The organism is Streptomyces sp. NPDC088762 (assembly GCF_044750905.1).
Lineage (GTDB): Bacteria > Actinomycetota > Actinomycetes > Streptomycetales > Streptomycetaceae > Streptomyces.
Genome location: NZ_JBIVKT010000011.1, coordinates 211268 through 225297, shown reverse-complemented (window position 1 = coordinate 225297; position 14030 = coordinate 211268). Strand labels below are relative to the sequence as shown.

Here is a 14030-nt window from a genome sequence, read left to right as displayed (position 1 = left end):
CGCCGCCCAGCCGAGCCCAGCCTCCGAGTCAGCCCTCGGAGCGTGAGAGCAGGACCACGGCCACGTCGTCCGTGAGCTCGCCGCCGTTGAGGCGGCGGGCCTCGGTGACGGAGGCCTCCAGCAGGCCCTCGCCGCTCAGGCCGCGGTCGAGGTGGCGGTTGATCATCTCCACCATGCCGTCCTGTCCGAGGCGTTCCCTGCCCTCGCCGATCCGGCCCTCGATCAGGCCGTCCGTGTAGAGCATCAGGCTCCACGTACCGCCCAGCTCGACCTGGCGGCGGGGCCAGCGGGCCCGGGGCAGCAGGCCGAGCGCCGGACCGCTGTTCTCGTACGGGAGCAGCTGCGCGGGGCGGCCCGGCCGGGAGATCAGCGGCGCCGGGTGGCCGGCCAGGCACAGCCCGGCGCGGCGGCCGTCGGGGGAGATGTCGACCGTGCACAGCGTCGCGAAGATCTCGTCGCAGGGGCGCTCGACCTCCAGGACCTCCTGGAGCGTGGACAGCAGATCGTCACCGCACAGGCCGGCCAGGGTCAGGGCGCGCCAGGCGATGCGGAGCTCGACGCCGAGTGCGGCTTCGTCGGGGCCGTGACCGCAGACGTCGCCGATCATGGCGTGGACGGTGCCGTCGGGGGTGCGGACGGTGTCGTAGAAATCGCCGCCGAGCAGGGCCCGGCTGCGGCCGGGGCGGTAGCGGGCGGCGAAGCGGAGGTCGGAGCCCTCCAGGAGCGGGTTGGGGAGCAGTCCGCGTTCCAGGCGGGCGTTCTCCTGGGCCCGCAGTTTCGATTCTGCAAGCTTGTACTGGGCGATGTCGGCCCGTTTTCTCTCCACGGCGTAGCGGATGGCGCGGCTGAGGAGGCGGCCGTCCAGCTCGTCGCGGAAGAGGAAGTCCTGCGCGCCGACCCGGACGGCCTCGGCGGCGCGCTCGGCGTCGGCCTCGGCGGTCAGGACGAGGACGGCGTGGCGCGGGGCGATCCGGAGGACCTGGTGGAGGTTGGCGAGCTGGTCCACGGAGGTGGCCGTGGCGGCGGCGGGCGTTGCGGCGGTGGCCGTACGGGGGCTCGTGTCCGGGAGGGACAGGTCGAGCAGGATGCAGTGCACGTCGGGGGTGAGCAGCCGCTCGGCCTCGGTGAGGTTGCGGGCGGTGCGGAGCCGGATGCGGTGGCCGTCGGTGTCGAGGATCTCGGGGACGGTCAGACCCCCCGCGGGGTCGTCCTCGATGACCAGGAGGGTCAGCGGGGTCGTGTGGGGCGGGGTGGGCGAGGTCGGCGGTGCGGTGGCAGGCGGTGCGGCGGGGTACAGAACGGCCTCACCGCTCTCCGTGGCCGGGGTGTCCCTCTGCCGCGGTACGGGTACGGGCATCGTCTCCGGTTCCTTCCCTCCCCCCGAGGGTGCGCTCGTCCGGGCGACCCTAGCGGTCCGGGACCGGGAAGCGGAATGGTGTTCCGGGCCATGGCCTCCGTCATATGCCCTCATCGCGGGGGAAAATCGGCCTTACTGATGACCAACGTCACGGCGGGGTCGACTCCCGTCCCGCCTACCGAGACGCCCGCCACCCCCCTTTGGTTGCCTCCGGCGCCCATACCCTCCGCCTCCCCGGCGCCTCAATCGCCGGCGGGGCTGACTGTGCCCTCCGGCCCACGCCCCCGGGCCGCACCCCGCCCCCGTACGGCCGCTCCGCGCCCGCGCCCTCAAACGCCGGGCGGGCTGTAATTGCCCCCGTGCCCTCAAGCGCGGGCGGGGCAGGCTGGAACTGCGCTCCGCGCCAGGACTTCAGCCTCGCCGGCGTTTGAGGCGCGGGGTCCGGGGCGGAGCCCCGGCAGCGGCGCCGCACCTGAACCCGCACCCCCGCCCACGAGGCACCCGCACCCCCGGCCCTGCAAGGCAAAGGGCATCCCCAGCCGCGGGAAGCACCCCGAGCGGCGCCGCCCCACGGCACGCGGCGCCCCCGGCCCGGAGGAGCCACCCCGAGCGGCGCAGCCCGAAGGCGTGACACCCCCGCGCCCGGGGGCGCCCCGAAGCGGCGCAGCCCGACGGGGACGGTGGGGCCACCCCGCAGGGGTTACGCGTCGGGGCGGACCACCGCCTTGATCGGCATCGAGCCCGCGCCCGCCATCGTCACGTTCCGGCCCGGCCGCGGCGCGTGGACCATCGCGCCGTCGCCCACGTACATCCCGACGTGGCTCGCGTCGTCGAAGTAGATGATCAGATCGCCCGGACGCATGTCCTTGAGCGCCACCTTCGGCAGCAGCCGCAGCTGCTCCTGCGACGTGCGCGGGATGGGCCGACCCGCCGCCAGCCACGCCTGGGAGGTCAGGCCGGAGCAGTCGAACGCCCCCGGGCCTGCGGCGCCCCACACGTACGGCTTGCCGATCTGCGCGGTGGCGTACTGCACGGCCCGCTTCCCGGCGGCCGTCGCCGTGCCGTTGACGTCCTTCATCGCGCCCGTCGACAGCCACGCCGTCTGCGCCTTGTACTGCGCTTCCTGCTCCAGCTGGATCAGCCTGGCCTTCTCCTCGGCCTCCAGCTTGTTCTCCAGCTCCTCCGCGGTCTTGATCTTCTGCTCGATCTGCTTCTTCGCGTCCTCCTGCTTGACGCGATTGGCCTCCAGCGTCGCCCAGTGGGCGCTCGCGTCCTGCGCGTACCGCTTCAAGTCGTTCTGGGTGCGGTCCAGTTCGGTCAGCAGGTCCGAGGCGGCCTTCTCGCCCTGCCGCAACCGGCCGGCCCCGTCGAGGAACCGGCCCGGATCCTCGCTCAGCGCCAGCTGGGCGCCCGCCGGCAGTCCGCCCGAGCGGTACTGGGCGCGCGCGGCGGCGCCCGCCCGGCTCTTCAGGGCGGTGATCCGCTCCTGGCCGGCGACGATCAGCTTGGCGATCTCGACGATCTTCTCCGACTGGGCCTTCGTCTCGGCCTCGGCGAGGTTGTAGGCGTCGGTGGCGGCGCCCGCCTGGCGGTAGAGGTCCTCTATCTCCTTGCGGACCTGCTCCAGGGACTTGGCGCCCGGCTCCGGCGCGGGTGCGGCGGGCGCGGCAGGCGCGCCCGGTGCCGCCGGCGCCCCCGGCGCCGCGTGCGCGATGCCCGTCGCAAGGCCGGGTGCCGTCAGTATCGCCATCGCGCACAGCAGTACGAGAGCACTTGCACCCCGCCGTCGCCTCTCGGCCCCCATGGTTCCCCCAGCCCTCCCCAGCCAGACCCTGCACTCTGCATCAGATCTGACTATTCATCAGTAACTTGTCTCCGCCTCCGGGATGGTGCCACGAGTCGATGAATTCCGACACCCTTGTGGATGTTCTGCCGATCTTGTCCGCCCCATCGGACGCCACCGGATCACCCGCCAGGAAGCCCACCGGCCCCCGCCGCCCCACCCCTGACGACTCAACGGGCCGCCCCCGTAACCGGTTCCCCGCCGCGCCCCGTTCACCCCGACGGGCGCAACGCCTCCCAGCGCACCGTCAGTTCCCCCTGCCGCCACCGCCCCGGCCCGTCCGCCAGCGGCCAGTCGCCAGACAGGGCCCGCGCCGTGCGGATCCAGCGCTGCCGCGCCCCGTACGAGGCGTACGGCGCCGCGGCCGCCCACGCGCGGTCGAAGTCCCGCAGGAAGGCGTGCACCGGCTCGCCCGGCACGTTGCGGTGGATCAGCGCCTTCGGCAGCCGCTCCGCCAGGTCCGAGGGCCGCTCCAGGGAGCCCAGCCGGGTCGCGAAGGTCACCGTGCGCGGGCCCTCCGGCCCCAGGGCCACCCACACGTGGCGCCGCCCGATCTCGTCGCAGGTCCCCTCCACCAGCAGCCCGTCCGGGGCCAGCCGCGCGCACAGCCGCGCCCACACCTCCGCGACCTGCTCCTCGTCGTACTGGCGCAGTACGTTCGCCGCGCGGATCAGCGCAGGCCGGACGCCGTCCTCCAGGGGCACCTCGAAGCCGCCGTGCCGGAAGCTCAGCCCGTCGCACTCGTACGGCTTCGCTCCCGCGACCCGCGCCGGCTCGATCTCGATGCCGACCACCCGCACCCGGGGAGCCGCCTCGCGCAGCCGCGCCAGCAGCTCGACCGCCGTCCACGGGGCCGCCCCGTAGCCCAGGTCGACCGCGACCGGTGCCTGCGCGCGCCGCAGCGCGGCCCCGTGCGCGGCGGCGATCCAGCGGTCCATGCGGCGCAGGCGGTTCGGATTCGTCGTCCCGCGCGTCACCGAGCCCACAGGGCGCACGGAGGCGCGGCTCGGGGTCGGGGTGGTGCGGGAGGCCATGAGCCGAGGGTAAGCGGAGGGCGCGCCCCGGATAAAAATCCGGCAAACCGAGGAGAAAACCGGCCACCCCGGAATGCGGGGGACGGCCGTCCGGGTTGCACTCCTTGCAGGGCGCCGACCGCGCTCCTGTCGGCATGCCGTACGTGCGTCCGCGCGCCGCCCACGGTGTTCCGGCGTCCCGACGGCGCGCCCACTCAGCGCCCCTGTCCGAGCGGCTTGTCCGAGCGAGAGGAACTGCTCCCTTGAGCCAGTACGTGTCCCGCCTCGGCGGCAGCATCAGCGGCCGGCTCGCCGCCGCCCGCGCCACCCGGCACGAGCCGCCGCGGCTGCGCCTGCCGGCCGTGGGCCACCACCGCAAGCCCCGCCGGGTGGCCATGCTCAGCGTGCACACCTCACCGCTGCACCAGCCCGGCACCGGCGACGCCGGGGGGATGAACGTCTACATCGTGGAGCTGGCCAAGCGCCTCGCCGCGATCAACATCGAGGTCGAGATCTTCACCCGGGCCACCACCGGCGGGCTGCCTCCCGTGGTCGAGCTGGCCCCCGGGGTCCTCGTACGGCACGTGGACGCGGGCCCGTACGAAGGCCTCGCCAAGGAGGAGCTCCCGGCGCAGCTGTGCGCCTTCACCCACGGCGTGATGCGCGCCTGGGCCGGCCACCGCCCCGGCTACTACGACCTCGTCCACTCCCACTACTGGCTCTCCGGCCACGTCGGCTGGCTCGCCGCCGAGCGCTGGGGCGTCCCGCTCGTGCACGCCATGCACACCATGGCCAAGGTCAAGAACGCCGCGCTCGCGGAGGGCGACACGCCCGAGCCGGCCGCCCGCGTCATCGGCGAGACCCAGATCGTGTCCGCCGCCGACCGGCTCATCGCCAACACCGCCGAGGAAGCCGACGAACTCGTCCGCCACTACGAGGCCGACCCCGGCAAGGTCGCCGTCGTCCACCCCGGCGTCAACCTCGACCGCTTCACGGTCGGCGACGGCCGCGCCGCCGCACGCGCCCGCCTCGGGCTGCCGCAGGACGCCGTCATCCCCCTCTTCGCCGGGCGGATCCAGCCCCTCAAGGCCCCCGACATCCTGCTGCGCGCCGTCGCCGTCCTGGTCGACCAGGACCCCTCGCTGCGCGGGCGCCTCTTCGTGCCCGTCGTCGGCGGGCCCAGCGGAAGCGGCCTCGCCAAGCCGGAGGGGCTGCAGAAGCTCGCCGCGAAGCTCGGCATCGCCGACCTCGTGCACTTCCACCCGCCGGTGGCGCAGGACGGGCTGGCCGACTGGTTCCGGGCGGCGTCCGTGCTGGTCATGCCCTCGTACAGCGAGTCCTTCGGACTCGTCGCGATCGAGGCCCAGGCCAGCGGTACGCCCGTGCTCGCCGCCGAGGTCGGCGGGCTGCCCGTCGCCGTGAACGACCGGGTCACGGGAATCCTCGTACCGGGACACGACCCGGCCGACTACGCGCGCGAGCTGCGGCGGTTCGTGGACGAGCCCGGGCTCGCCGACCGGATGGGGGCCGAGGCCGCGCGGCACGCGCAGTTCTTCGGCTGGGACACCGCCGCGAGCGGCACGGCGGACGTCTACACCGCCGCCATGCATGATCATCGCCGTCGCGTACGCTCCCACCATGGCTGACGCTGACACCGACACCGCCGCGATCATCGAGGGCGTCCTGACCGGCTCGGAACTGAGCTGGGAGAGCCCCGAGCCGGGCTCGTACGTCGTCCAGCTGCCCGGCACGCGCAAGCTGAGCACCACCTGCTCGCTCCGGGTCGGCCGGCACTCGCTGTCGGTCCAGGCGTTCGTGATCCGCCACCCCGACGAGAACGAGGCCGGGGTCCACCGGTGGCTGCTGGAGCGGAACCTCAAGCTGTACGGGATGGCGTACGCGGTGGACCCGCTCGGCGACGTCTACCTGACGGCGCGGCTGCCGCTGTCGGTGGTGACGCCGGACGATCTGGACCGGCTGCTCGGCACCGTCCTGGAGGCGGCCGACGGGGCGTTCAACACGCTGCTGGAGCTGGGCTTCGCGGGTGCGATCCGGCGGGAGTACGAGTGGCGGGTGTCCCGGGGGGAGTCGACCCGGAACCTGGACGCCTTCAAGCACCTGACGCGCCCGTCCTGAACGGCCCGGTTCCGCCGGGGCCGGGCGCGCGCCGGTTCCGCCGGGGCCGGGCGCGCGCCGGGGCACCTCCTCGGGCGCCGAACGTGGCAACGGGTCGGAGAGTGGAGCGGGACAGTGTTCGGCGCCCTGCGGGGGCGCCCCGGCACACGCCCGGCCCCGGCGGAAGCGGTGGTGTTCGGCCATCCCGTGCGGGGGCAGGGGGGCGCTACGCCTCCGCCGTCGCCGGGAGCGGAGGGGTGGTCGTGGCGGGCTTCGGGGTCCGCGTCGTGGACTCGGGGAGGTTCCGCATCAGGAGCCAGTAGCCGGTGCCCGCCGCCGTGCCCAGGAGGGCCGTCGTGCCCCACAGCCAGCCGGCGCCGAACCGGTCGATGACCGCGCCCGCCAGCAGCGGGGCCACCAGGGAGGCCACCGCCCACGACATCGTGTACATCCCCTGGTAGCGGCCGCGCCCGTGCAGCGGGGACAGGCGGGCGACCAGGCTCATCTGGGTCGGCGAGTTGATGATCTCGGCCAGAGTCCACACGCAGACCGTCAGGGCGAGGACCCCGATCGAGCCGCCGAAGGCCGTGAGGCCGAACCCGTATCCCGCCAGCAGCGCCGAGACCACCAGCAGCTTCTGCGGGTCGCGGTGCTCGATGAACCGGGTGACCGGGATCTGCAGCAGGACGATCAGGACCCCGTTGACGGCGATGACCAGACCGTAGTCGCCGGTGGAGAAGCCCGCCGAGCCCATCGCCAGCGGCAGCCCGAACGAGCCCTGCATGAAGATCAGCGATATCAGGAACGACAGCCCGACCACACCCATGTAGCGCCCGTCGCGCAGCACCGTGCCCAGGCTGATCTCCGCCTCGGCGGCCACCTGCGCGGCGTCGCCCTTCTCGGGCCGGGACTCGGGCAGCTTCACGTACACGAGCACCGCGCAGACCAGCGTGAGCGCGGCCTCGCCCAGGAAACCGGCCAGGTAGCTGTACTGGGCCACGAACCCGGCGACCGTCGCCGAGACGGCGAAGCCGAGGTTGATCGCCCAGTAGTTGAGCGCGAAGGCCCGGACCCGGTCCTCGGGGCGGACGATGTCCGCCATCATCGCCTGCACCGCGGGCCGCGAGGCGTTGGAGGTCATGCCGACCAGCAGCGCGACCGCCGCGATCGTCGCCGGGTGCTCCATGAAGCCGAGCAGCGCGACGGAGAAGGCGGTCGAGGCCTGAGCCGCCATCAGCGTGGGCCGGCGCCCGAGCCGGTCGGTCATCACCCCGGCGACCAGCGAGGAGATCACACCGCCGAGCCCGTGGAGGGCGACCACGAGTCCCGCGAAGGAGGCCGAGTAGCCCCGGTCGACCGTCAGGTACAAGGTCAGGAAGGTGGCGACGAAGGCCCCGAGCCGGTTGACGAGGGTGCTCGTCCACAGCCACCAGAACGCGCGCGGCAGCCCCGACACGCTTTCCCGGGCGGCCCGTCTCACACTGGCAACGGACATAAGGAATCCCCCCGGGCGCGTAAGTGTCTCTTCAGCTCCCCGCACATTACGAGCGGGCGCTTTCCGGCGCCACTCAATTGACGCGCGGCGTCAATCGGGAGGGGTGGACACCGCGCGCGAGCGCCCTGGCGCGTCCATTAGGCTCGTGCGCATGGCCGACGCACCGTACAAGCTGATCCTCCTCCGCCACGGCGAGAGCGAGTGGAACGCGAAGAACCTGTTCACCGGCTGGGTGGACGTCAATCTCAACGAGAAGGGCGAGAAGGAGGCGGTCCGCGGCGGTGAGCTGCTCAAGGACGCCGGCCTGCTCCCCGACGTCGTGCACACCTCGCTCCAGAAGCGCGCGATCCGCACCGCGCAGCTGGCGCTCGAGGCCGCCGACCGCCACTGGATCCCGGTCCACCGCTCCTGGCGCCTGAACGAACGCCACTACGGCGCCCTCCAGGGCAAGGACAAGGCCCAGACCCTCGCCGAGTTCGGCGAGGAGCAGTTCATGCTGTGGCGCCGCTCGTACGACACCCCGCCGCCGGCCCTCGAGGACGGTACGGAGTTCTCGCAGTCCGAGGACCCGCGCTACGCGTCGATCCCGCCGGAGCTGCGCCCGCGCACCGAGTGCCTCAAGGACGTCGTCGTCCGCATGCTCCCGTACTGGTACGACTCGATCGTCCCGGACCTGCTGGACGGCCACACGGTGCTGGTCGCCGCGCACGGCAACAGCCTGCGCGCCCTGGTCAAGCACCTGGACGGCATCTCCGACGCCGACATCGCGGGCCTGAACATCCCGACCGGCATCCCGCTGTCCTACGAACTGGACGCCGACTTCAAGCCGGTCAACCCGGGCGGCACCTACCTCGACCCGGAGGCCGCCGCGGCCGCCATCGAGGCCGTCAAGAACCAGGGCAAGAAGTAACCCTGACCCAGGAAAAGGTCCCCTGCCCGCCGACTCACGGCGGTCAGGGGACCTTTCGCGTTCTGCGGGGCCCGTCGGGTCGTGTCCGGCGCGAGGGCCCGGCCGCTCCCGGGTGAGGGGAAGGGCGTCGTGGCGGGGACGGGACCGGCCGGGATCGAACCGGCGTCCTCGCGGTTTTGGAGACCGCGCGCGACGACCTCTGCGCTACGGCCCCGCCCCCGCGGGCATCGTAGAGGGTGCCGAGACGCGCGAAGGCCCCGGCCCGGGGTGTTCCGGGTCGGGGCCCGCGCGTGCGTCGAGCCGGGGCGCGCGGGGTCAGCCGCCGCACTGGCAGGGGGCGCCGGACTGGCAGCCGCAGCCGCAGCCCGAGCCGCAGCCGCAGGCTGCGAGCAGCGGGAGGCGGAGGGGCTCCGGCCTCGGCGGCTGCTCCTGCTCCGGAGTGATCGGGACGGGGGAATCGGGCATGGTTCCTCCTCGCAGGCGGTGTACGGGAGTCGTACGTGCCTTCGCCTCATTCATGCCCAGCGCCCCCGGCGCGTCAACGGCGCATTGGGGCTCGCCGCAAGGCTCAGGCGCCCTCGACGTGCGTCGGCTGCTGGAGCTCGTCCGCGTGCTCGCCCGTCACCAGGTAGACGACGCGCTTGGCGACCGACACCGCGTGGTCCGCGAAGCGCTCGTAGTAGCGGCCCAGCAGCGTCACGTCGACCGCCGTCTCGATGCCGTGCTTCCAGCGGTCGTCCATCAGGTGCTGGAACAGCGTGCGGTGCAGCTGGTCCATCTCGTCGTCGTCCTGCTCCAGCTGGAGCGCCAGGTCGACGTCCTTGGTGATGATGACCTCCGCCGCCTTCGCCATCAGGCGCTGCGCCAGCTGTCCCATCTCCAGGATCGTGGCGTGCAGGTCACGCGGGACCGCCGTGTCCGGGAAGCGCAGCCGGGCGAGCTTCGCCACGTGCTGGGCCAGGTCACCGCTGCGCTCCAGGTCGGCGCTCATGCGCAGCGAGGTGACCACGATGCGCAGGTCGGTGGCGACGGGCTGCTGGCGGGCCAGCAGGGCGATGGCGCGGGCCTCCAGGTCGTGCTGGAGGTCGTCGACCTTCTGGTCGGCGGCGATGACGCTCTCGGCGAGCTTCAGGTCGGCGTCGAGCATGGACGTCGTGGCCCGCCCGATCGCGGAACCGACGAGCCGGGCCATCTCGACCAGGCTCTCTCCGATCGAGTCCAGTTCCTCGTGGTACGCGTCGCGCATGTCTCGTGTCCCTCTCTCGACCTACTACTGCGGTACTGCCCGGGGGCGGGCCGGGGCGGCCATCGGCCCCACGGTGACACGGTGAGCCGCGAACGCGTCCGACTCCGGCACCCCAAGTGAATCAACCCCGTCGTCAGGGTGAACTCTGGGCGACGACTGTTCGAGGTGCCACCCGAACGGCTGTGGAAGTGTCGTTGTGCCTGCTTAACCTGGATCCATGGACGTGAACGCGGCGGTCGCCGCAGCTGCAGCGATCGCCGGTCTGTGCACCGGTGTCATCGCGATGCTGGCGTTCCGCTGGAGCGAGCGCGACCAGGCCCGCCCCACCCGGAGCTCCATGCGCCCCGACATCAACGCGGTGCTCCCACCGGGCGTGGACACCGTCCTGTCCGTGCTCCGCTCCTCCGCCGTCGTACTGGACGAAGGGGACGCGGTCGTCAAGGCCAGCTCCGCCGCCTACGCCCTCGGGCTCGTACGCGGTGGCAAACTCGCCGTGGAGCCCATGCTCCACATGGCCCGCGACACCCGCCGCGACGGGGAGATACGCCAGGTCGAGCTCGATCTGCCCCGGCGCGGCACCGGTCGCGGCGAGGCCCTCGCCGTCTCGGCGCGGGTGGCCCCGCTCGGCTCCCGCCTGGTGCTGCTCCTCGTCGAGGACCTCACCGAGGCCCGCCGCATCGAGGCCGTACGCCGCGACTTCGTCGCCAACGTGTCGCACGAGCTGAAGACGCCGGTCGGCGCGATCTCCCTGCTCTCCGAAGCCGTCATGGACGCGGCCGACGACCCCGAGGCGGTCAGCCGCTTCGCGGGCCGCATGCAGATCGAGTCCACCCGGCTCATCAACCTCGTACAGGAGCTCATCGACCTCTCCCGGGTCCAGAACGACGACCCGCTGGAGGACGCCGAGCCCGTCCGCGTGGACACGCTGGTCGCCGAGGCGATCGACCGCTGCCGGCACACCGCGTCCTCCAAGCAGATCACCATGGCCGCGGGCGGCACCGCCGACCTGCGCGTCTGGGGCAACCGCGGGCAGCTCGCCGCAGCCCTGGGGAACCTGGTCGAGAACGCCGTCAACTACAGCCCCGCCCGCACCCGCGTCGGCATAGCCGGGCGCAGGGTGTCGGCACCCGGGGGAGACTTGATCGAGATAGCCGTGACCGACCAGGGCATCGGCATCCCGGAAAAGGACCGCGAGCGCATCTTCGAGCGCTTCTACCGCGTGGACCCGGCCCGCTCCCGCGCCACGGGAGGAACCGGCCTCGGCCTTGCGATCGTGAAGCACGTGGCGGCCTCGCACGGCGGGGAGGTGTCGGTCTGGAGCTCCGAGGGTCAGGGCTCCACCTTCACCCTGCGCCTGCCCGAAGCGGCCGCGCCGGCCCCGGCGACGGGCCCCGCGCCCGCCCGAACCCTGCCCGAAACCGAAACAGCACCAGCCAATCCTGCCCCGGAGGTCCTTCCGTGACCCGAGTGCTCGTCGTCGAGGATGAGGAATCCTTCAGCGACGCCCTGTCCTACATGCTCCGCAAGGAGGGCTTCGAGGTCGCGATCGCTGCGACCGGGCCCGACGGGCTCGACGAGTTCGAGCGCAACGGCGCCGACCTCGTCCTCCTCGACCTGATGCTCCCCGGGCTGCCCGGCACGGAGGTCTGCCGGCAGCTGCGCGGCCGCTCCAACGTTCCCGTGATCATGGTGACGGCCAAGGACAGCGAGATCGACAAGGTCGTCGGGCTGGAGATAGGAGCCGACGACTACGTCACGAAGCCCTTCTCCTCGCGGGAGCTGGTCGCCCGCATCCGCGCGGTCCTGCGCCGCCGCGGCGAGCCGGAGGAGGTCACCCCGGCGGCCCTGGAGGCGGGCCCCGTACGGATGGACGTCGACCGCCACGTGGTCACCGTCGCCGGCGGGAAGGTGGACCTCCCGCTGAAGGAGTTCGACCTGCTGGAGATGCTGCTGCGCAACGCGGGCCGGGTGCTGACCCGCATGCAGCTGATCGACCGCGTCTGGGGCGCCGACTACGTGGGCGACACCAAGACCCTCGACGTCCACGTGAAGCGCCTGCGCGCCAAGATCGAGCCGGACCCGGGCGCGCCGCGCTACCTGGTCACGGTCCGCGGCCTCGGCTACAAGTTCGAACCGTAAGCCGCAGCCGCGCATCACGGGGAAGGGCCCCGGCCGCATCGGCGGCCGGGGCCCTTCCCCTGTGTCCTGCGTGTCTCAGTGGCCCGCGGCGTGCGAGGCGCTGCCCGAGGGGGTCGCGCCCGGGGTGCCGGAGGCCGCGCCGGTGGCGGCGCCCGACGGCGTGCCGGAGGGGGTGCCCGACGGGGTCGCCGCGGGGCTGCCGGAGGCGGTGGGGCCGGCGGCCGGGGCCGCGGTCGGGCCGTAGCCCGCGTACATGCCGGTGGCCGGGACCACGAAGGCCTCCAGCTCGACGTCGCCCGTGCTGCTCAGCTGGAAGGTGACGTCCTGCACGTCGCCGTCCTTGGCGCCCTCGGCGCCGTTCTCGATCACGGCGGAGGCGTTGCCCTTGCCGCCCAGCACGACGGAGCCGCCGGCCGGCACGGTGATCTTGCCCGCGCCCTCGGCCGGCTTCAGGGTGACCTTGCCCTTGCCGCCCCCGAGGGTGATGCCGTCGAGGGTCTGCGCCTTGGTGCCGGAGTTGAAGACGGTCGCCGAGACGGCGGCCGGGCCCTTCTTCTCCTTGCCGCCCTGGGTGATCACCAGTGCGTTCTGGATCTTGATCTCGCCCTTGGTGACGGCGGCGTTGTCCGGCTTGATCTGGAGGGTCTGCGCGTCGTTGCCCGCACCGCATGCGGCCAGCGAGGCGATCGAGAACACGACGGCGGTGGCGGCGAGGGCGCCGCGTCGAAGGCTGCGGCTCACGGCGGCGGCAACTCCTTGGACGTACGGAACGGGCGGGGGGCTCTCGGAACGGCCGGCTGAAGCCGCTCTAAGGGTGTGTCAGCGCGCTTAGGTTACCGAGCCGCCGCCCTGCCCCCGCACCCGACCCTCCGCAGCGCGGCGGCGGCCCTCGGGGGTGTCCCGCCGTCGGGCCGGGCTCCCGGCGGCTGATCCGGCCCGATCGGCGATACACCCCCGGGGCGCCGCCCCGCGATCTTGCATTCACGGGGCCGTACGCCGCGCCGATCATGTGGCGCCCGCATTCCGTCGCCGCGCTCCTGTGATCAATTCCGGGATTCACGGGAACGCCGCTCGGTGATCAATTCCCGATTGGGCCGGAACCCGATCCGTACGGGCGCCCGCCAGTCGAACGGAGTAGTTCGGTTTCTCCGCGCCGAACCCGGCAAAACGGGACGTACGTCACACTGGCGAGGGTGCCGGGCAGGTGTAGCGTGGCCCTTTCGCCCGGTCCGTACAGCGCCCCCGACCTGCGAATACCCCCTTCCGCAAGCCCTTCGCAGCACGTTCCCGTTGCTGTTGTCAAGCCCTGAGATGTGCTCTGACCTGCGAAAACGCCATTCATAACAGTCAGTTCTCGTGTTACCCTGGATAGCCACGGAAGGGGTACCTGTCACATGACGTTCAAGGTTGGCGACACCGTGGTCTATCCCCATCACGGGGCCGCGCTGATCGAGGCCATTGAGACTCGTCAGATCAAAGGCGTGGACAAGACCTACTTGGTGCTCAAGGTCGCTCAGGGCGACCTGACGGTTCGTGTGCCTGCGGACAATGCGGAGTTCGTCGGTGTTCGCGACGTAGTCGGCCAGGACGGGCTGGACCGGGTCTTCGAGGTGCTTCGTGCACCGTATGCAGAAGAGCCGACGAACTGGTCCCGGCGCTACAAGGCAAATCTGGAGAAGCTCGCTTCTGGCGATGTCATCAAGGTCGCCGAAGTGGTGCGTGACCTGTGGCGTCGTGAGCGTGAGCGCGGGCTTTCCGCGGGTGAGAAGCGCATGCTCGCGAAGGCGCGCCAGATTCTGGTGAGCGAGCTCGCGCTCGCCGAGAACACGAACGAGGACAAGGCCGAGGCCCTCCTCGACGAGGTGCTCGCGTCCTGACGCGAGTCCCCGTTCGGTTCGCGGGGTCCGGGGCG

The 14030-nt window shown here is 72.5% G+C and carries 13 protein-coding genes and 1 tRNA gene; 6 read left to right on the top strand and 8 right to left on the bottom strand.

Annotated features, from left to right (window positions below; translation table 11 throughout):
* Nucleotides 1-28: 28 nt before the first annotated feature.
* The 3 genes from ACIP5M_RS24380 to ACIP5M_RS24370 all read right to left on the bottom strand — a co-directional run bounded on the left by ACIP5M_RS24380 (nucleotide 29) and on the right by ACIP5M_RS24370 (nucleotide 4234).
* Nucleotides 29-1471 (bottom strand): PP2C family protein-serine/threonine phosphatase, encoded by a 1443-nt coding sequence (locus ACIP5M_RS24380; RefSeq protein ID WP_401200490.1) that lies wholly within the window; start codon nucleotides 1469-1471, stop codon nucleotides 29-31.
* Nucleotides 1472-2057: 586 nt separating this feature from the next.
* Nucleotides 2058-3107, bottom strand: a complete 1050-nt coding sequence (locus tag ACIP5M_RS24375) for an NlpC/P60 family protein (RefSeq protein ID WP_401200487.1) — start codon at nucleotides 3105-3107, stop codon at nucleotides 2058-2060.
* A 305-nt stretch (nucleotides 3108-3412) separates the two neighbouring features.
* Entirely contained in the window at nucleotides 3413-4234 is an 822-nt protein-coding gene (locus ACIP5M_RS24370; protein ID WP_401200484.1) for a class I SAM-dependent methyltransferase, read from the bottom strand.
* Nucleotides 4235-4476: 242 nt separating this feature from the next.
* Between ACIP5M_RS24370 and mshA the strand changes: the two genes are divergently transcribed.
* Nucleotides 4477-5859: a D-inositol-3-phosphate glycosyltransferase gene (gene mshA / locus ACIP5M_RS24365; protein WP_401200481.1), complete on the top strand. Its 1383-nt coding sequence runs from the start codon at nucleotides 4477-4479 to the stop codon at nucleotides 5857-5859.
* A complete protein-coding gene (locus tag ACIP5M_RS24360; protein WP_401200478.1) occupies nucleotides 5852-6349 on the top strand; it encodes a YbjN domain-containing protein in 498 nt (165 codons plus the stop codon). The genes mshA and ACIP5M_RS24360 overlap by 8 nt, the downstream gene beginning before the upstream one ends.
* A 205-nt stretch (nucleotides 6350-6554) precedes the next feature.
* On the opposite strand, the gene ACIP5M_RS24355 is transcribed toward ACIP5M_RS24360, so the two are convergent.
* Nucleotides 6555-7823: an MDR family MFS transporter gene (locus tag ACIP5M_RS24355; protein ID WP_401200476.1), complete on the bottom strand. Its 1269-nt coding sequence runs from the start codon at nucleotides 7821-7823 to the stop codon at nucleotides 6555-6557.
* A 151-nt stretch (nucleotides 7824-7974) separates the two neighbouring features.
* On the opposite strand from ACIP5M_RS24355, the gene ACIP5M_RS24350 reads away from it, so the two are divergent.
* Nucleotides 7975-8733, top strand: coding sequence for a phosphoglyceromutase (locus ACIP5M_RS24350; RefSeq protein ID WP_401200474.1), 759 nt, complete (start codon nucleotides 7975-7977; stop codon nucleotides 8731-8733).
* Between the two features lie 139 nt (nucleotides 8734-8872).
* Here the strand turns inward: ACIP5M_RS24350 and ACIP5M_RS24345 are convergent.
* The 3 genes from ACIP5M_RS24345 to phoU form a co-directional block, all read right to left on the bottom strand.
* A tRNA-Trp gene (locus ACIP5M_RS24345) sits at nucleotides 8873-8947 on the bottom strand.
* Between the two features lie 101 nt (nucleotides 8948-9048).
* Nucleotides 9049-9198 carry a hypothetical protein gene (locus ACIP5M_RS24340; protein ID WP_167344738.1) on the bottom strand — a complete coding sequence of 50 codons (150 nt, stop codon included), beginning with the start codon at nucleotides 9196-9198 and terminating at the stop codon, nucleotides 9049-9051.
* Between the two features lie 103 nt (nucleotides 9199-9301).
* Nucleotides 9302-9979 (bottom strand): phosphate signaling complex protein PhoU, encoded by a 678-nt coding sequence (gene phoU, locus ACIP5M_RS24335; RefSeq protein ID WP_401200470.1) that lies wholly within the window; start codon nucleotides 9977-9979, stop codon nucleotides 9302-9304.
* 217 nt (nucleotides 9980-10196) lie between these two features.
* Here phoU and ACIP5M_RS24330 point away from each other — a divergent pair, with 217 nt between their 5' ends.
* Nucleotides 10197-11441 (top strand): sensor histidine kinase, encoded by a 1245-nt coding sequence (locus tag ACIP5M_RS24330; RefSeq protein ID WP_401200467.1) that lies wholly within the window; start codon nucleotides 10197-10199, stop codon nucleotides 11439-11441.
* Nucleotides 11438-12118, top strand: a complete 681-nt coding sequence (locus ACIP5M_RS24325; protein ID WP_030387286.1) for a response regulator transcription factor — start codon at nucleotides 11438-11440, stop codon at nucleotides 12116-12118. Before ACIP5M_RS24330 ends, ACIP5M_RS24325 begins: the two co-directional genes overlap by 4 nt.
* Before the next feature lie 75 nt (nucleotides 12119-12193).
* Here ACIP5M_RS24325 and ACIP5M_RS24320 read toward each other — a convergent pair whose 3' ends face one another.
* Nucleotides 12194-12859 carry a DUF461 domain-containing protein gene (locus ACIP5M_RS24320; RefSeq protein ID WP_401200464.1) on the bottom strand — a complete coding sequence of 222 codons (666 nt, stop codon included), beginning with the start codon at nucleotides 12857-12859 and terminating at the stop codon, nucleotides 12194-12196.
* Between the two features lie 653 nt (nucleotides 12860-13512).
* On the opposite strand from ACIP5M_RS24320, the gene ACIP5M_RS24315 reads away from it, so the two are divergent.
* Nucleotides 13513-13995 carry a CarD family transcriptional regulator gene (locus ACIP5M_RS24315; RefSeq protein ID WP_003953493.1) on the top strand — a complete coding sequence of 161 codons (483 nt, stop codon included), beginning with the start codon at nucleotides 13513-13515 and terminating at the stop codon, nucleotides 13993-13995.
* Nucleotides 13996-14030 lie beyond the last annotated feature (35 nt).

What these genes read in the sequence shown, in the direction of transcription:
- ACIP5M_RS24340 (WP_167344738.1), bottom strand. Translation starts at nt 9,198, where the DNA reads ATGCCCGATTCCCCCGTCCCGATCACTCCGGAGCAGGAGCAGCCGCCG.
- ACIP5M_RS24315 (WP_003953493.1), top strand. Translation starts at nt 13,513, where the DNA reads ATGACGTTCAAGGTTGGCGACACCGTGGTCTATCCCCATCACGGGGCC.
- ACIP5M_RS24350 (WP_401200474.1), top strand. Translation starts at nt 7,975, where the DNA reads ATGGCCGACGCACCGTACAAGCTGATCCTCCTCCGCCACGGCGAGAGC.
- phoU (WP_401200470.1), bottom strand. Translation starts at nt 9,979, where the DNA reads ATGCGCGACGCGTACCACGAGGAACTGGACTCGATCGGAGAGAGCCTG.
- ACIP5M_RS24370 (WP_401200484.1), bottom strand. Translation starts at nt 4,234, where the DNA reads ATGGCCTCCCGCACCACCCCGACCCCGAGCCGCGCCTCCGTGCGCCCT.
- ACIP5M_RS24380 (WP_401200490.1), bottom strand. Translation starts at nt 1,471, where the DNA reads ATGAGGGCATATGACGGAGGCCATGGCCCGGAACACCATTCCGCTTCC.
- ACIP5M_RS24375 (WP_401200487.1), bottom strand. Translation starts at nt 3,107, where the DNA reads ATGGCGATACTGACGGCACCCGGCCTTGCGACGGGCATCGCGCACGCG.
- ACIP5M_RS24360 (WP_401200478.1), top strand. Translation starts at nt 5,852, where the DNA reads ATGGCTGACGCTGACACCGACACCGCCGCGATCATCGAGGGCGTCCTG.
- ACIP5M_RS24355 (WP_401200476.1), bottom strand. Translation starts at nt 7,823, where the DNA reads ATGTCCGTTGCCAGTGTGAGACGGGCCGCCCGGGAAAGCGTGTCGGGG.
- ACIP5M_RS24330 (WP_401200467.1), top strand. Translation starts at nt 10,197, where the DNA reads ATGGACGTGAACGCGGCGGTCGCCGCAGCTGCAGCGATCGCCGGTCTG.